This window comes from Algoriphagus chordae, assembly GCF_003254055.1.
GTDB classification, from domain to species: domain Bacteria; phylum Bacteroidota; class Bacteroidia; order Cytophagales; family Cyclobacteriaceae; genus Algoriphagus; species Algoriphagus chordae.
The window spans coordinates 79,699-95,187 of record NZ_QKZT01000005.1 but is presented as its reverse complement, the minus strand read 5'-3'; the positions used below and the strand labels follow the sequence as shown (position 1 = coordinate 95,187).

Below are 15,489 nucleotides of genomic sequence, written 5' to 3'. Positions count from 1 at the left end.
TCACTTGTAGCATACTTAAGCGGCCCCAGGCAACTAGCATCGAATAGGTATTGCGCACGATTAACAGTTCAGAACTAGAATCACCCTTTTAAGAACACGCTATGGATAATACCGATTTTGAAAAATCTATTACACATGATTTGGTGAACTCTGTAGAGTATTTGTCGAGATCTGTGGTAACCCGATCGATTTTGAGACAGAACACTGGAACAGTATCCATTTCTTCATTTGATATGGGGGAAACTCAGCAGACTAAATATTCTCCCTATGACCACCTGATTCAAATTATAGATGGAGAGGCATTTATAAGTATTGACGAGAAGTCAAACACAGTAGAAACGGGTCAGGCGATTATCATACCTGCTCATGTGAAACACTGGATTAGAGCGAATAAGCGATTTAAAATGCTATCAACCATCATTAAAAGTGGATACGAGGACATTAGTATTTAATTGGAAAACTATGAAAGAATCCAAGGAAAGGATATTCCGAGTAGGTGAAACTGTCTATTCAAAAGTAGCCCCTACGATCAAGTTGATCGTCAGGAAACATTATGCGAATATCTACTACTGCATGTTCGACGGACATCCGGAAAGAAAGGAATTGGCGCTCTTTGAGAGAGAAATAGTGCATTGATCTGTTGCCAAAATTCCTTCCTCAGTAGTAGTAATTGATTTCTAAAATCACCCTAAATAAATACAAGAAATGAATATCATCAGAAGTTGGAGAGAGCAGAAAGTTATGCTCAAACAGAGGTTCACTATTTTGCGTGATTTGGATTTTGAATTCAAAGCGGGACAGCGTGAAAAAATGCTGGACACACTTTCTCTCAAACTAAAAAAGACCAGAGCGGAACTGGAATTGATTTTCGCAGAGCTTCAGACTTACTGAAATTTAAAAAACTCGCTTAGAAGCAGCTATTCTTAAACTCGAATTAGGTATCAGGTCTCGTAATCGATAGACTGACTAATTCATGGTTCGGGCTAAATGGATAGGAGTGGAAGAGTCTAACCCATAATGTTTATGAAAAACATAAAATTCGATAAATCAGGTAGTGCTGAATTTTCTAAAACCTTGCATGCGAGGGTCAATGAATACTTTAAAAAAACTAAGAAAAACAGGTATGGCAATAGCAATATGGTGTTAAAAACCATCGTGATGCTTTCTGTTTTCTTTATTCCTTTGGCCTTTATCAGTTCTGGCTTGGTAACCAGTACTTGGCTATTATTTGTGCTGTATATCAGTAGTGGCTTGGGAATGGCAGGAGTAGGAATGGGAGTGATGCATGATGCCATTCATGGGTCCTATTCCAAAAACCCTACTGTCAATAAATACCTCGGGTATAGCATGAACCTTATTGGAGCGAATGCCAGTGTGTGGAGAATTCAACACAATGTGCTTCACCATACTTATACTAATATAGACCATGGAGATGATGATATAAATGCGCCATTTTTCCTACGTTTCTCTCCAAACGCAAAGCGCTATTGGATTCATAGGTTTCAATACCTCTATGTCTGGTTTTTCTATGGCTTATCTACCATTTCATGGATTACTTCAAAGGATTTTGTGCGTGTCACCAGATACCACAACATGGGTTTTTTTAATAAAGCTGGCGAGTACAAAAAAGAACTACTGAAAATCAGTAGCTGGAAGATTCTGTATTATTCCTACGCCTTAGTATTACCCTTGATTATGGTGCCACTACCAGCATGGATTATCATTTTAGCATTTCTAAATATGCATTTTGTGACAGGTATCTGCATTAGTTTGGTTTTCCAGACTGCTCATATCATGTCCGAAACGACCTTCCCAGAACCTGATGAAAAAGGGCTGATCACCAATCAATGGGCTGCCCATCAGTTGGCGACTACCAGTAATTATGCTCCTAAAAGTAGAATCTTTTCCTGGCTCATAGGAGGTTTGAATTTTCAGGTAGAACACCATCTGTTTCCTAATATCTGTCATGTGCATTATCGAAAACTATCCAAGATAGTGGCAGAAACAGCTAAGGAATTTGAAATTCCATATTTAGTTAAAACTACATTTCTGAAAGCACTTGGAGACCATGTCAAAATGCTACGTCAACTGGGTAGAGCCTAAGTATAGGCATAGCAAATTGGTAAGGATAAAGCTCTTAATCATTTGAGATTTCAAGTGATTAAGAGCTTCATTCGTCTGGATGTATTCGTGGGTTTTTTGTGAACTGTGTCGTATTGCTAGAGTTGATTTTATTGTAGTATTTATTTTTCATAGAGATTAAAGAAATCCGTATTTCTAACATACTTTTAAATTTTGGATGGACTTAGATTAGATCGACTGGACGTTTCATGTCTGATCATTGTTTTTACTACATCTACTTTGGGCTTTTGACAGACAGGAAAACTTCCGATTGAAATATCGTATTGTTTAAAACCTCAAATTTTTCTCACTATCTTATTGATGTTAAAGACCATGTGACTTTTTACAAACATGGTGAAGTTGATCCAGTCAGCTGTTTTTAAAGTAATTGCTATGAGAAATTATCTTTTTGGGAAAAGTCTAGTGCTGGTTCTTATATCTTTTCCGCTAGTGCTAAGTAGTTGTGTCAACCTGAAATCGGTAGCAGATTATTCTGCTACTTCGATTGTCAGTATTAAGAATTTTGAGCAGATAGATTATTCGTTTTTACAGCATTGCCTAGATAGATGCACCGATGAGGCGATACGGAAATATGAAATCAAGCGAGCACAAGAATGCTCCTGCGAACTTTACATAGAAGCAGATAGCGTAACGCAGGTTTTTTATGCTACGATCGAAGGATATTTTGAAGGTTTGGGGCTCTTATCACAAAATGAACTCACCAATTACAGCAGCGATGCGCTAGTGAATGCGATGACCGCTGAGGAATTTGGCCCTCTGAAAATTGACGAGCGACTTGCTTCTGCATTTTCCAGCCTTTCCAATACCTTACTTCGAGCTACCACAGATTCGTATAGACGGAAGAAATTGGCGCAGTATATCGAAGAGGCAAATGAGCCTATTCAAGTCCTGTTAGAGAAGTTTGAGATCATCATCAGCAGCAATCTGAAAGGAGAATTGAGATTTAAGCGGGAGCGATTGTATGCCTATTATATGGATATGAAAATGAACCAAACGCTCAACTCGGACTATGAAAAGGGAAAAGCTGCTACAGACTATTATCAGGCTTTGGAAGCCATTCAGCGTAAGGAAATGGAGCTTGAGCTGTTTGGAGAAAGTCTGGCTGAAATAGCAGAGGGGCATCAAGTTCTGTACGAAAACAGAAATAAGCTTTCTGTCAAAAGTCTTCAAGATTTATTAAAAGTACATTCCAGTAATGTGAAGACCTTGATCTCCGAATTCAATAAACTTAACGACTGATATTATGGCAAATCTGACTTCCGAACAAGCAATGCAGCTGTCTGACAATTTTTATTATTTGGGTATGGCTATCGGAGACTTTAGGTATGAAAACTGGGATAGACTGAGCTTGGATGACAATAAGGAACTGAGTGATACTCAGAATATGCTACTCCAACAGGGAGAGGATATTTTGGCTTACTCCACGACATTGATTATGGACGAGGTGTCTGAATCTCTGGCTAAAATCAATGAAATTGCAACAGATATTTCGGGGACTATCAAGACGCTGCATAATATTCAAAAAGGGCTTAATATTGCAGCTGCCTTATTGATATTGGGAGTTGCGATCACTAATAGAGACACGCAGGGGATAGGCAACTCGATCAAAGATGTGGTTAATACCTGGAAAAACCCGCTGGCTTAGGCTGGTGTTTTCTTAGGAGAATATTTATTTTTTCAGATTGTTCATCTGCTCCTCATTTTCAATTACCAGCTCATTGTAGACTAAGGTCCAACCCATGGATTTGGTAAGAATAAAAATATTCAACAGCTCAGACATTAAGCGGTCCTGCGCGTCATTCTTGAGATCTGATTCATCGATTTTCTTGCGAAACTGATCCGTAATGCTGGTTTTGATCTTATTATAATCTTTGCCTTCAAACTGATTCAAAAAGTCCTGAGTCACATCATAGTATTCAAATTCAGGATAAACATTGATCACTGGATCAGGAATGTTCAGGATCGTGACAGTCTTGTTATCCGCATCTATTTTTGTCTCCATCTGCCTGAGATCATATTCGACGGTAGCCTTGGCTTTGGCTACGATCAACGCTTTTTTATCTGCTGAAACTAGATTTAGAAATAGCTTCTGAGAGTTTTTGTAAGTAAAAACCTGAGAATAATAGGCTTCCGTCACGATTAACTTTCCCACCTGCTGAATCTGCTGCTGGATCATAGCCGAATTTGCTTGGAGTTCCGCTTCCTTGGCTCTGCTATCTGTAAACAACCAGATGCCACCAATAACCAGTAATGCTGCTATAAATCCGATTACAAATCTGTTCATGAAAATGTATGCCGTGGGTTTGGGTTAAAATTACGTGAAATGATCAGAAAGGATATCGTGTTTTAGATTTTAAATTGGAGTCAAAAGTGATAAGCTAATTTTTATGGGTTTATATATCGTTGTTGCATGGCAAAAGAAGGAATAGATAAAAGTGAAAACTATACAAATGATATTTGTGCGCCGATGACTCATGGGGCTTTAGTTTGATCCTCCCGCATAGGCATCAGGTTTTCAAAGATGGTTTTGGGCGGGAGGGGGTTTGTATTTTGTTTCAATTTCCCATGGGTTAAAACCCATGGCTAAATAATAATTTCGCTCCTACGGAGCTGATTTCTATAAAAGGACACAGAATCAATTTCAATTATCGCAATAGCTTTCGAAGAAAATAATAAGTTCATTTCCCTATCTACGAAAGGCAGACATCCTCCTGAAAAGACTTCAAATCCCAATATGAAATCTCAGCCCTGATTTGCCATAAAAAAAGCGATGGGAAAACCCCATCGCTTACTATCAAACCAATTCAGATCTATAAATAACTAAATCAAATTACCTGGCAAATAGCATCAACTGCTTCATCGCCCATGGTTCGTCACCATTTTCTAAAGACTCAATTCTCAGGAATCGTACCGATTCCTCGGCTTTCCAATGGACCGTGTTCATGCCTGAAACTCCTTCAGCAGAAGCAACTTCAGTCCAAGCTTTACCATCTGAAGAAAGTGAAACTTTATATTTTTTTGGAAATTCTTTGCCTCCTGCATTAAACTGCAATTCAGCTAAGTTTTTGTCCTTTGGAAGTTCTACCTGAAACCACATGCCTGCTTCCTGAGCTCCATCTGTCTTCCAACCTTTGTAGCTAAAAGCATAGGAAGGATCTTTTGTCGAGCCAACTCCCTGCAGTGCGGTGCTGCTCGCCGTGATTTTCCAGTTATCCTGAAGTGTAAGTGCTTTTGGGATTTCTCCGATCAGCTCGTCAAAGTCGTAAGTCCCATCTCTGTCGGCTGTTTCTTTTCTCAACTCAGCTACAAACTCTGGGCTCACAAAACTCCCCGAATTCCCGAAATCATTTCGGATATAGGAAACTACAGAAGCAATATACTCATCGTCATTGCCATCCATGGCAATCATCAATCCTTCGTACTCTGTGCCTTCCAATGCACCCGTTAATCCATGTAGTAGGGTTTTTACAGCATATTCTGGATGTCCCATCAGTCTTGCTGAGCCTGAGAAAGCTGGAGCAATCAATTCTCCACCGCCAGTAGGAGTACCCAATCCTTTTACCCCATGACAAGTCGCGCAGTAACTGTCAAAAATGCTTTTTCCTTGGTTGAAAAGAGCTTGTTGCTGAGGTTCAAATTGCGTTTCTGCCAATTTCTTTTGCTCCGCTAATTTGTCCAAGAGTTGAGAACCAATGAGCTGAATACTCTTAGCAGAATTTTCATTAATGGAGGTTTTTATAAAATCTTCTACCTGATCAATATTCAAAATATAGCCACTCAGTAAGGCTTGTAAAGCCACCTCTATATCAGCATCTGTGGCCATTGTACGGTAATCCTCTGCTAAGCTTTTTTCTCCATATTTGTAAAGTGTTTCACTTGCTCTTAGTGCTTGGGCACGGATCTTAGGACTAGTGTCTTTCATCAGCGTTCTGACCATATCCACCGACAGGGAATTTAAACCCTCCAGCGTCCATAGCGCATGAATACGAGCCAGTTCATAATCTGAAGTATTCACTAGATTTTCCAAGTCCTTCACGACTGATTTGTCTTGGCTCAGGATGATCAATTGCTGCGCCTGATCTCTCCACCAGCCATTTGGATTGCTCAGATGCCTTACAAGCTCTGCTGGAGTCTCCTCATACATTCTTGGCTTTTCGGTATTTCGCTCCATTCCCTCATAAGTCAATCTCCATATTCGGCCATTACCTGCGATATCATCCATTTGATACTGCTGAATTTTAGTCCGCAGGTAACTTCCTTCCTGAGTCCAGTTTCCCTGCTGAATAATGCCGCGATACATATCCACGATATACATGGTACCATCTGGAGCGGTAGCCATATCAACTGGTCGGAAAAGTGGATCAGTAGATTGGATAAACTCAGACTGAGCTTCTCTGTATGGGTTTTGGATATAGGAGAGTCCTTCTAATTTTTCTGTATTTACTTGGCGAACAATTCTCGCAACAGGCTCACCATAGAAATATTTGTTTTGAAGTTCCTCTGGTAATCTGTCTCCTCGGAATACATCATTTCCAGCTGCTCCAGTCACATTGTTGAGCGAACCGTCAGGTTTTGCTTCACGCATTCCAGGTTGGAAATCTTCCAATCCTACTAAGCTGAAAGGCTCTCTAAAACCATCTTTGTACTGACCTCTTACACCGAAATTGCCATAAACAAGCGGGAACTGGAAACCTTGAGGTACTCCTCCGGCTCCATCTTGAAACCAAGTCTGACCGTAATTATCTTGAGTTACTCCCCATTGTCCCCATGGGTTACCGGCTGGCTCCTGTATTACTCCATCTGGCGTCCAACGGATTCTTCGAGAGTTATAGGTGCTATACATCCAGTTGTCCATCGTCCAAGTCAGGAAGCTGGTCTGATGCTCCACGTTTCCAGATCTTCCTAATCCAGATGCAAAAAGCTCCTTTTTGTCAGCTTTGCCATCACCATCCGTGTCGGTGTATTTATAGACATTGTCCTCATTGGACTCCATGGACAAAATGGTGTTTTTCCCAAAAGGAACCACATAACGAGGAAAAACCAGGCTATCTAAGAAGATCACGCTCGTTTCATAGACCCCATCGTTATCTGTGTCTTCCCATCTGGAAATTCTAGAAGTAGGCATCAATTCGCCGTTGGCATCGATATCCTGCATGTAGGTTCGGAGTTCCAGCACGTACATTCTACCGTTACCGTCAAACTGAATAGCGGCAGGCTCCCGGATCTGAGGTTCAGAAAGGATAGGAGTGAGTTTATAGCCTGGCTGTAGCACAAAAGATTTCAATTGCTCATTGGCTGAAACAGGCATTACCGGAGGCTGAGGGCTCAGGTCAATACCTTTCCATATAGGTGACTCCATATCAGCGTCCTCAGGAACAGTTATGACAGGGTAGGGCGCTTCCGCTCGTTTGGGATCTAATGAATCATTAGGAGAAACGTCAAAGGGTGATTTTTCAGGGCTGCAACTGGAGAGAATAGCCAGTGAGACGCCACAGGAAAGTAAGAGTTTATTTGTGATTCGCATTTGAGGAAAAGAATAGGTTTATTATCAAAAGCATTCGTTTACAGAATAGCTCGCAAATTATAGGATTATTGGGGGAATGGGCATACCGAAAAAATAAATATGAGGTAATTGTCCGCCTTGCAGGGCAGGGAAAAAACTCCATGAATTATGTTTTAGCTTCTGCTAGTTTTCACAAAGTCAGGTAAAAGGCATTTATTAGGCATGGAAATTATTCATTATCTTGTACTTAGCGTTTTGCTATAACCTTAAAATATCAAACCATGGATAAGTTAGAGAAATTAGAAATGATGGATAAAATCCTGAGAGAATTTGATGATTTGAAGAACAGCCAAACTTCAGTTTTGAAAAAAATATCCAAGATAGAGGCCGACAATATCAATCTAGGCGTGAGTTTGCTGGAAAAGAAGCTGCCTGATATGTGGTCAAACGTAGATGCAAATCTAAGCTTAGTGACAGCATTGGAAGAAGAGTTTCAGGAATACAGAGATAAATTTTATACAGATAATAATATCAAGGCCTTGCAAGATGCAGCCGATTGAGCTAGCTAATTAACAAGCCATATAAACTCAGACTGAGTAAGTCCCTGCCTAAAGCGGGGACTTTTTTTGGTCTTAGATATAAATGTCTTCAGTCGTAAGATTACACGATAGCGATGCTATTAACTATTTTGTAAAACTTTTACGGTAACCAATAATTGACCGAAGTGTCGCTGGGTATGTTCGGCAGCATGAAATACTAATCCTCCCAGGGTGGATGGCAACTGAGCTCTGCCAACTCCCCGGAAATCACATAGGATAGAAGGGTCAGTTTTGGATACAAAAATCAGAAATTCAGAGACTTGTTTATCTATAAGTTGTAGCAGATCCTCAACTGATAAAGTTACATTTTCTATTCCTTCCTTTCTCAGATAGTCAAATTGACTCTCATTTAATTTTTCACCTTTGGCGTATGTTACCATTCGGTCCAGCACGCCAGCAATATGCTGCAGGTGAAATGCTGGGCTAGCCATTCCTGCTGGTTTTTCCCAAAGCAACTTTTCAGGGAAATCCTTTATTAGCACATGGATATCTTCCTGAGCCTGCAAAATGGCATGAACCACAGGTTGTAATTCTAATGAGTATCCGGGAATAGCCCCTCGGAGCCAAACTTCAGGTTTTTTATTCATGAATTTAAGTTAGGTGAAAATGCAATAAATACCCAGCCTCTTGCTAGGTGCCAATGATTTAACCTTTCAGTTAGAAAATATGACTACTGCAGTCTTACCTGTCCTCCAAACATTCCTCTCGGTACAAATGTTGTCATTCCCTCCTACATTAGGCACAAATGCAAACTGAAACTATGCTGACATTCACCGATAAAGGAATTTACTGTAAACAGGCTGATGTTTACATTGACCCCTGGAAGCCTGTCAAGTTTGCAATAATCACCCATGGGCACAGTGATCATGCACGTAGTGGAATGAAGCATTACCTCTGTCATAAGGAGACAGAGCCTATTCTCCGGCTGAGGTTAGGAAAGGACATCAGTACACAGAGTTTGGAGTATAATCAGACTCTTAATAAAAATGGGGTTACTATCAGCCTACATCCAGCTGGTCATATCCTAGGTTCTGCACAGATACGCCTTGAATACAAGGGGGAGATTTGGGTGGTGTCTGGAGACTACAAGCTGATGCCAGATGGCCTAAGCAGTCCTTTTGAAGCTGTGAAATGCCACCACTTCATCACAGAGTCTACCTTTGGACTGCCTATTTACAGGTTTCCAACTGCAGAGTCTGTGTATGGTAGTATCAACAATTGGTGGCAGGAAAATGCTTCTGAGGGTTATAATTCAATGCTTATTGCTTATTCCTTAGGTAAATCCCAGTCTATTTTACATCATCTGGATCAGGGAATTGGAAACATTTTTTTACATGGAGCTGTGGCCAATGTAAATAATACCTATAACGAGCATGGATATAATTTTCCTGGGGTCTGGGTAAGTCCGGATATGAACAGGAAGTCTATCAAAGGGGCAATGATCGTCGCGCCCAATTCAGCCTTATCCACTTCTTGGAGTAGTAAATTTCCCCTCTTGCGAAAAGCCGTCTGTAGCGGTTGGATGCAGCTAAGAGGAGCCAGACGCCGCTCTGCTGTAGATCGAGGATTTGTGCTCTCAGATCACTGCGATTGGAATCAGCTAAATGAGGCAGTTTTGGCTACTGGAGCTGAAAACATTTACGTAACACATGGCTATCAGGCGACCTATGCCAAATGGCTAAGCGAGAGATATCACTTAAATGCAGTGGAGGTAAAAACTCAATTTGAACCTGCAATTAATGACATGGATTAAGCTATGAAAGAATTCACAAAACTCGTCACAGCAGTAGATCAGACCACCAAAACCAATCAGAAGATTCAGGCTTTGGTAGAGTATTTCGCTCAAGCTAAGGAGGAGGATAAGATATTCGCTGTTTCCATTTTGATAGGCAATAAGCCTAAGCGTCCAGTAAAAACTTCTGAGCTTAGAGAGTGGACAGCCGAGCTTGCGGATTTACCTTTGTGGCTTTTCGAGGAGTCTTATTATACAGTAGGAGACTTAGCCGAAGCTATTGCCTTGATGCTTCCACCTCAGCAAAATGAACATCAGCTGACTTTAAAAGAGACCTTGGAGCTTCTTGTCCGATTATCTGATTTGCCATCAGTGGAAAAGAAAAAGCTAATCATAGGCTATTGGATGAGTTCGGATACAGCGGAGCGTTTTGTTTTCAATAAGTTGATTACAGGAAATTTCCGAATGGGTGTGTCCAGGCAATTGGTCATCAAAGCACTGGCAAAATACCTGAAGCAGGAACCTACGGCCATTGCCCACCAATTGATGGGTAAATGGAATCCCTATGAGGAAAATATGGAATCCATGTTTTCTACCGAGAGTCATCTGGACAAATCTTATCTTCCTTATCCATTTTTTCTGGCCTACCAACTCGATGATCAACCCGCCAATCTAGGAGCTATTACAGACTGGTGCATAGAGAAGAAATTGGATGGAATTCGTGGGCAGATAATCGTGAGAAATAAGGAGATTTTTGTGTGGAGCAGAGGGGAGGAACTCCTTACAGATAAGTTTCCTGAGTTTACAAGTTTGCAGCAGACTCTTCCCTCTGGTACGGTGATAGATGGGGAGATCATTCCATGGAAAGACGGGAAACCACTGCCTTTTCAAGTGATGCAAACCAGGATAGGCAGGAAGAATATTGCTCCTAAATATCTGAAAGAAGCACCATTGGTGATGGTCGCCTTTGATTTGCTGGAAAGGCAAGGGGAGGATTTGAGACAAAAGCCTCTGGAGGAAAGAAGAGATCTCCTCAAACAGTTACTTGCTTCTCACCCTGACGAAAATCTCTTACTTTCTGAAGCCATGGATTTTTCTTCCTGGGAGGAAGTTTCGAAGTTTAGAGAAAATGCCCGTGAGTTTCAGTGTGAGGGTTTGATGCTCAAAAGAAAAACTAGTCCTTACGAGACAGGAAGGAGACGAGGGAATTGGTGGAAATGGAAAACCGATCCCATGACCGTAGATGGTGTGCTTCTTTATGCCCAAAGTGGACATGGTCGACGAGCCAATCTATTCACCGATTATACTTTTGCCGTCTGGGACGGCGATCTATTAGTGCCTTTTGCTAAGGCTTATTCCGGCCTTACCGACAAGGAAATCAATGTTCTGGATAATTGGATCAAAAGAAATACCTTGGAGAAATTTGGTCCTGTCAGAAGTGTGAAACCCGAATTTGTATTTGAAATAGCCTTTGAAGGAATCAACGCAAGTCCAAGGCATAAATCCGGGGTAGCACTGAGATTCCCCAGAATTTCCAGGTGGAGAAAAGATAAATCTATACAGGCAGCTAACACCAAAAGTGATTTGTTGCAATTAATTGATGTGCAGAATTCATGAATAGTTTTGGTGAGGTTTGGTTTTCCAATCAGGGATGGATTGCCCATCCATTTCAGGAAAAAACCTGGTCGGCCATGGCCAAGGGTCGGTCCGGATTATTGAATGCTCCTACGGGCTATGGAAAAACCATGGCTATTTGGTTTGGGGTACTGCATCACTATTATATACAGCGGAAAGTCAAAAAGGGTAAAGATCCCCGCAAGCTACATGCGCTTTGGATCACCCCCTTGAGAGCATTGTCAAGCGAGATCTATCAAGCTACTAAATTGGTCAGCGATGATCTGGCTTTGGATTATGAGATAGGATTGAGGACAGGAGATACTTCTACCAAAATCAGAAAGGATCAAAAGAAAAAGCCTCCACAGGGCTTGTTGACTACGCCAGAAAGTGTCCATATTCTGATGGCTAGCAAAGGATATATAGACTACTTCTCAGGCTTGGAATTTGTGATAGTGGATGAGTGGCACGAGCTGATGGGAAGCAAGCGTGGAGTTTTGATTGAATTAGCTTTGAGTCGATTGAAAGCCATTAACCCCAAACTGAAGATTTGGGGTATTTCGGCTACTATAGGGAATCTGGAAGAAGCCAAAGAGATTCTTCTTGGACCAGAAAATAGGGGAGTAATGATCAAGGCAGCTATAAAAAAGAGGCTGCAAATAGAAACTCTTCTTCCAGAGCTTATTGAGCGCTTTCCTTGGGCAGGACATTTGGGCGTTCACATGGCAGAGAAAGTAATTCCCATTATTGAGCAAAGCCAATCCACTTTACTTTTTACAAATACACGCTCCCAGGCGGAAATCTGGTACAGACAGCTCCTTGAACTGATGCCGGACTGGGCGGGGGCGATTGCACTGCATCATGGTTCATTGAGTAATGAAATTCGAACTTGGGTAGAAGCTGCCTTACATGAGGGTAGTTTGAAAGCTGTGATCTGTACGAGTAGTTTAGATTTGGGGGTGGATTTTCGGCCAGTGGATACTGTAGTGCAGATAGGATCACCCAAAGGAATTGCGCGCTTTCTGCAGCGGGCAGGTAGAAGTGGTCACCAGCCAGGCGCCATGAGTAAAATTTACTTTTTGCCTACGCACTCACTTGAAATAATGGAAGGAGCATCGCTGAAGTATGCCGTAAAGGAAGGCATGATGGAAAGAAGAATTCCTTATGTCCGGTCCTTTGATGTGCTACTCCAATACCTAGTCACCTTGGCGATTTCTGAGGGATTCAAAGCCGAAGAAACCTACCATGAAATCAAGGGTACGCATTGTTTTTCATCCATCACTGCCGAAGAATTTAACGAATGCATTTTGATGATCACCAAGGGCGGAAGATCCTTAGGCGCTTACGATGAATTTCATAAGGTGGTAGCGGAAGAAGGAATATTCAAAGTGACCAGCAGAAGGATAGCTCACAGGCATTTGCTGAACATCGGCACCATCGTGAGCGATGCCATGATGCAGGTGAAATTTATGAGTGGAAAGTACCTGGGGACAATAGAGGAATGGTTCATTTCCAGACTCAAACCAGGAGATAATTTTTGGTTTTCCGGAAGAAATCTAGAACTGATCAAAGTACGGGAGATGCAGGCCATCGTGAAAAATAGTACTGGCAAAAAAGGAGCAATACCTTCCTGGATGGGAGGTAGGCTTCCACTTTCGGCCGATCTTGGTGTGGCGCTGAGACATAGCATGGATATGGTTCATCAGCCTATCACCCGCAAGAGTCCCGAGCTACACTTTCTAAAACCTCTTTTTCTCAAACAACAAGAACTCTCTGCGCTCCCAGAAGAAGGCACTTTGCTGATGGAAAGCATTCAGACCAAGTATGGATATCACCTATTTGTGTATCCTTTTGAGGGAAAATTTGTGCATGAGGGTATGGCTGCGGTGATTGCCTACAGGTTGAGCAAAATCAAGGCGGCCACTTTTAGCATAGCCACCAATGAATACGGATTTGAGTTGTTGTCCGATGCTCCCATTCCAGTTGAGGAGGCGATGGAAATAGGCCTGTTTAACACTGAGGATTTGATGAATGATATACGCTTGGGAATTAACACCACAGAGATGGCACGTCGGAGATTTAGAGATATCGCCAGTATTGCCGGGCTAGTTTTTCAGGGATATCCCGGTAAGCCTATGAAGACCAAACATCTACAAGCTAATTCCTCCTTGTTCTTTTCTGTTTTTGAGGATTACGATCCTAAAAATCTGCTGCTTCGCCAAGCCTATGATGAAGTGATGGATTTTCAGTTGGAGTCTGCTAGAATGTACGCAGCTTTTGTGAGGATCAGTACTCACGCCATTAATTTGACTTTTCCTGACAAGCTTACTCCCTTTTCTTTTCCTATTTTCGCGGAGTCCTTCCGTGAAAGGTACAGCAACGAAGATTGGCAAACCCGTTTGGGCAAACTTAAAGACAGGCTGGAGAAGTGAGAGCTCCAAGATGAACTATGGATTTTTATTACAAAGAGGAATTAATTCAATTGTTACCTGAGAAAGTTGCTTTTTTACCTGATCATGGAATTCTTATAGTAGCAGATCTACACTTGGGGAAAGCCTCTCATTTTCGCAAGGCGGGTATTATGATTCCTCTACCAAGTAGCTCACCGGATTTGAAACGCTTGGACGAATTGATAAGTGCCCTAGAACCCAGTACGCTGGTTTTTTTAGGTGATTTGTTTCATAGCAGTCTGAATAAGGAGTGGGAAGGATTGAAGAACTTCCTAAGCCGGCATGCTGCTATACGCTTTGTGTTGACTAAGGGCAATCATGATATTTTGCCAACTACGGTGATGAAGGATACTCCAATGGAGATAGTGGAAGAATTGGCAGTTGGAGAGCATCTGCTGCTTAGGCATGAGCCGATGACTGAGAGCAGAGATGAAAAGCTCAATATTTCCGGCCATATACATCCAGGATTTATGATAAAATCCCAGGGAAGACAAAGCTTTCGATTGCCTTGTTTTTATCTACAGGGCCAAAGTTTGGTACTGCCTGCCTTTGGTCAACTGACTGGTTTGCATATGCTGAAAAAAGAGGCTGGAGCTAAGGTGTTTATAGTCTTTCAGGATGAAGTGCTTGAATTGCCATAGCAGAAAGAGTGGGATATTTATTTATTTCAAAAGTCTCAAGTACACCAAGTCTTCTACGATCTGAGAAATTTTTTCCTAAGAAAATTCCCCAGTTCATTTCCATAAAAATCCACTATCCATCTCTGTAATGAATACAGCTAGGTTTGATTCTCCTGGCGACATATTTGGGGGTTTTTATGTGAATCTAACCCTAGTAATATGAAAGCGCTAACCTCATCCTCGTCCAATTACAGAGATATACTCGAGCAATGTATTAAGGATTGTCAGATACTAATCGAAACTCAAAAGCAAATTCCTGGGAGGGAGCGCTGTATTGAGCTTAGCAACTTATGTATAGGAGCTTGTAATGACTGTTTGGTCGCCTGTGAATCCGTAGGAGAAGGAATAGGAAAAATGATGCAAAGTTGTGTAGATGCATGCATCGCCTGTGCAGCGGAGTGTAAACGATTGGCAAGCATGAAGGACAAAGAAGCAAGGGTACATGCTCCATACCCCTCGCTCGGACATTAATCAATAGCGATTATAAATATTGATAATCAGTTTTTTATAGGAGCTGAAGAGTGTCGGATTTAGACAAGCTGAGCTAATCCCAATTTTGCTTTTTTGGTAGAAATTCTCCTATGAAGCTGTATTGAGTCATAAGCAATAAAAGCATAGGTAAACAATTGGAGTATGGGGACTTCTGTCTATGCAGTTATAGAAATCGTTACTGCGGTCATTACGGAATATGGATATTCGCTTTTCTAGGAGTAATTAGGGAAAAGCAACCTAGGATAGGTTAATATTTTTAATTGGCTAGGTAGGGAAT

Annotated in this window: 15 protein-coding genes; 12 read left to right on the top strand and 3 right to left on the bottom strand. The window is 41.5% G+C overall.

Annotation, left to right across the window (positions count from 1 at the left end):
* Positions 1–101 precede the first annotated feature (101 nt).
* The 6 genes from LV85_RS06910 (at position 102) to LV85_RS06890 (ending at position 3,787) form a co-directional block, all read left to right on the top strand.
* Positions 102–452: a cupin domain-containing protein gene (locus LV85_RS06910; RefSeq protein ID WP_111317473.1), complete on the top strand. Its 351-nt coding sequence runs from the start codon at positions 102–104 to the stop codon at positions 450–452.
* A 10-nt stretch (positions 453–462) separates the two neighbouring features.
* Positions 463–636 (top strand): hypothetical protein, encoded by a 174-nt coding sequence (locus tag LV85_RS22050; RefSeq protein ID WP_158531154.1) that lies wholly within the window; start codon positions 463–465, stop codon positions 634–636.
* A gap of 69 nt (positions 637–705) precedes the next feature.
* Positions 706–891: a general stress protein CsbD gene (locus tag LV85_RS06905; protein WP_111317472.1), complete on the top strand. Its 186-nt coding sequence runs from the start codon at positions 706–708 to the stop codon at positions 889–891.
* 132 nt (positions 892–1,023) lie between these two features.
* Positions 1,024–2,103, top strand: coding sequence for a fatty acid desaturase family protein (locus LV85_RS06900; protein WP_111317873.1), 1,080 nt, complete (start codon positions 1,024–1,026; stop codon positions 2,101–2,103).
* Positions 2,104–2,514: 411 nt separating this feature from the next.
* Entirely contained in the window at positions 2,515–3,381 is an 867-nt protein-coding gene (locus tag LV85_RS06895) for a hypothetical protein (RefSeq protein ID WP_146260441.1), read from the top strand.
* A 4-nt stretch (positions 3,382–3,385) separates the two neighbouring features.
* The gene (locus LV85_RS06890; protein WP_111317470.1) at positions 3,386–3,787 is read left to right on the top strand and encodes a hypothetical protein; all 402 of its coding nucleotides are present in this window, start codon (positions 3,386–3,388) and stop codon (positions 3,785–3,787) included.
* A 24-nt stretch (positions 3,788–3,811) separates the two neighbouring features.
* Here the strand turns inward: LV85_RS06890 and LV85_RS06885 are convergent, their stop codons facing one another.
* A complete protein-coding gene (locus tag LV85_RS06885) occupies positions 3,812–4,426 on the bottom strand; it encodes a DUF4230 domain-containing protein (protein ID WP_111317469.1) in 615 nt (204 codons plus the stop codon).
* A gap of 546 nt (positions 4,427–4,972) precedes the next feature.
* Complete coding sequence (locus LV85_RS06880) at positions 4,973–7,666, bottom strand: DUF7133 domain-containing protein (protein WP_111317468.1); 2,694 nt, start codon at positions 7,664–7,666, stop codon at positions 4,973–4,975.
* Between the two features lie 260 nt (positions 7,667–7,926).
* On the opposite strand from LV85_RS06880, the gene LV85_RS06875 reads away from it, so the two are divergent.
* Entirely contained in the window at positions 7,927–8,205 is a 279-nt protein-coding gene (locus tag LV85_RS06875) for a hypothetical protein (protein WP_111317467.1), read from the top strand.
* Positions 8,206–8,324: 119 nt separating this feature from the next.
* Here LV85_RS06875 and LV85_RS06870 read toward each other — a convergent pair whose 3' ends face one another.
* A complete protein-coding gene (locus tag LV85_RS06870) occupies positions 8,325–8,831 on the bottom strand; it encodes a DinB family protein (protein ID WP_111317466.1) in 507 nt (168 codons plus the stop codon).
* 173 nt (positions 8,832–9,004) lie between these two features.
* On the opposite strand from LV85_RS06870, the gene LV85_RS06865 reads away from it, so the two are divergent.
* The 5 genes from LV85_RS06865 (at position 9,005) to LV85_RS06845 (ending at position 15,191) form a co-directional block, all read left to right on the top strand.
* Complete coding sequence (locus LV85_RS06865) at positions 9,005–9,997, top strand: ligase-associated DNA damage response exonuclease (protein ID WP_211318386.1); 993 nt, start codon at positions 9,005–9,007, stop codon at positions 9,995–9,997.
* Positions 9,998–10,000: 3 nt separating this feature from the next.
* Positions 10,001–11,593, top strand: a complete 1,593-nt coding sequence (locus LV85_RS06860; RefSeq protein WP_111317464.1) for an ATP-dependent DNA ligase — start codon at positions 10,001–10,003, stop codon at positions 11,591–11,593.
* Positions 11,590–14,022, top strand: coding sequence for a ligase-associated DNA damage response DEXH box helicase (locus LV85_RS06855; protein ID WP_111317463.1), 2,433 nt, complete (start codon positions 11,590–11,592; stop codon positions 14,020–14,022). Before LV85_RS06860 ends, LV85_RS06855 begins: the two co-directional genes overlap by 4 nt.
* A gap of 17 nt (positions 14,023–14,039) precedes the next feature.
* The gene (gene pdeM / locus LV85_RS06850) at positions 14,040–14,681 is read left to right on the top strand and encodes a ligase-associated DNA damage response endonuclease PdeM (protein ID WP_111317462.1); all 642 of its coding nucleotides are present in this window, start codon (positions 14,040–14,042) and stop codon (positions 14,679–14,681) included.
* Between the two features lie 198 nt (positions 14,682–14,879).
* Positions 14,880–15,191, top strand: coding sequence for a hypothetical protein (locus tag LV85_RS06845; protein ID WP_111317461.1), 312 nt, complete (start codon positions 14,880–14,882; stop codon positions 15,189–15,191).
* The last annotated feature ends 298 nt before the right edge of the window (positions 15,192–15,489 follow it).

What these genes read in the sequence shown, in the direction of transcription:
- LV85_RS06910 (WP_111317473.1), top strand. Translation starts at nt 102, where the DNA reads ATGGATAATACCGATTTTGAAAAATCTATTACACATGATTTGGTGAAC.
- LV85_RS22050 (WP_158531154.1), top strand. Translation starts at nt 463, where the DNA reads ATGAAAGAATCCAAGGAAAGGATATTCCGAGTAGGTGAAACTGTCTAT.
- LV85_RS06905 (WP_111317472.1), top strand. Translation starts at nt 706, where the DNA reads ATGAATATCATCAGAAGTTGGAGAGAGCAGAAAGTTATGCTCAAACAG.
- LV85_RS06900 (WP_111317873.1), top strand. Translation starts at nt 1,024, where the DNA reads ATGAAAAACATAAAATTCGATAAATCAGGTAGTGCTGAATTTTCTAAA.
- LV85_RS06895 (WP_146260441.1), top strand. Translation starts at nt 2,515, where the DNA reads ATGAGAAATTATCTTTTTGGGAAAAGTCTAGTGCTGGTTCTTATATCT.
- LV85_RS06890 (WP_111317470.1), top strand. Translation starts at nt 3,386, where the DNA reads ATGGCAAATCTGACTTCCGAACAAGCAATGCAGCTGTCTGACAATTTT.
- LV85_RS06885 (WP_111317469.1), bottom strand. Translation starts at nt 4,426, where the DNA reads ATGAACAGATTTGTAATCGGATTTATAGCAGCATTACTGGTTATTGGT.
- LV85_RS06880 (WP_111317468.1), bottom strand. Translation starts at nt 7,666, where the DNA reads ATGCGAATCACAAATAAACTCTTACTTTCCTGTGGCGTCTCACTGGCT.
- LV85_RS06875 (WP_111317467.1), top strand. Translation starts at nt 7,927, where the DNA reads ATGGATAAGTTAGAGAAATTAGAAATGATGGATAAAATCCTGAGAGAA.
- LV85_RS06870 (WP_111317466.1), bottom strand. Translation starts at nt 8,831, where the DNA reads ATGAATAAAAAACCTGAAGTTTGGCTCCGAGGGGCTATTCCCGGATAC.
- LV85_RS06865 (WP_211318386.1), top strand. Translation starts at nt 9,005, where the DNA reads ATGCTGACATTCACCGATAAAGGAATTTACTGTAAACAGGCTGATGTT.
- LV85_RS06860 (WP_111317464.1), top strand. Translation starts at nt 10,001, where the DNA reads ATGAAAGAATTCACAAAACTCGTCACAGCAGTAGATCAGACCACCAAA.
- LV85_RS06855 (WP_111317463.1), top strand. Translation starts at nt 11,590, where the DNA reads ATGAATAGTTTTGGTGAGGTTTGGTTTTCCAATCAGGGATGGATTGCC.
- pdeM (WP_111317462.1), top strand. Translation starts at nt 14,040, where the DNA reads ATGGATTTTTATTACAAAGAGGAATTAATTCAATTGTTACCTGAGAAA.
- LV85_RS06845 (WP_111317461.1), top strand. Translation starts at nt 14,880, where the DNA reads ATGAAAGCGCTAACCTCATCCTCGTCCAATTACAGAGATATACTCGAG.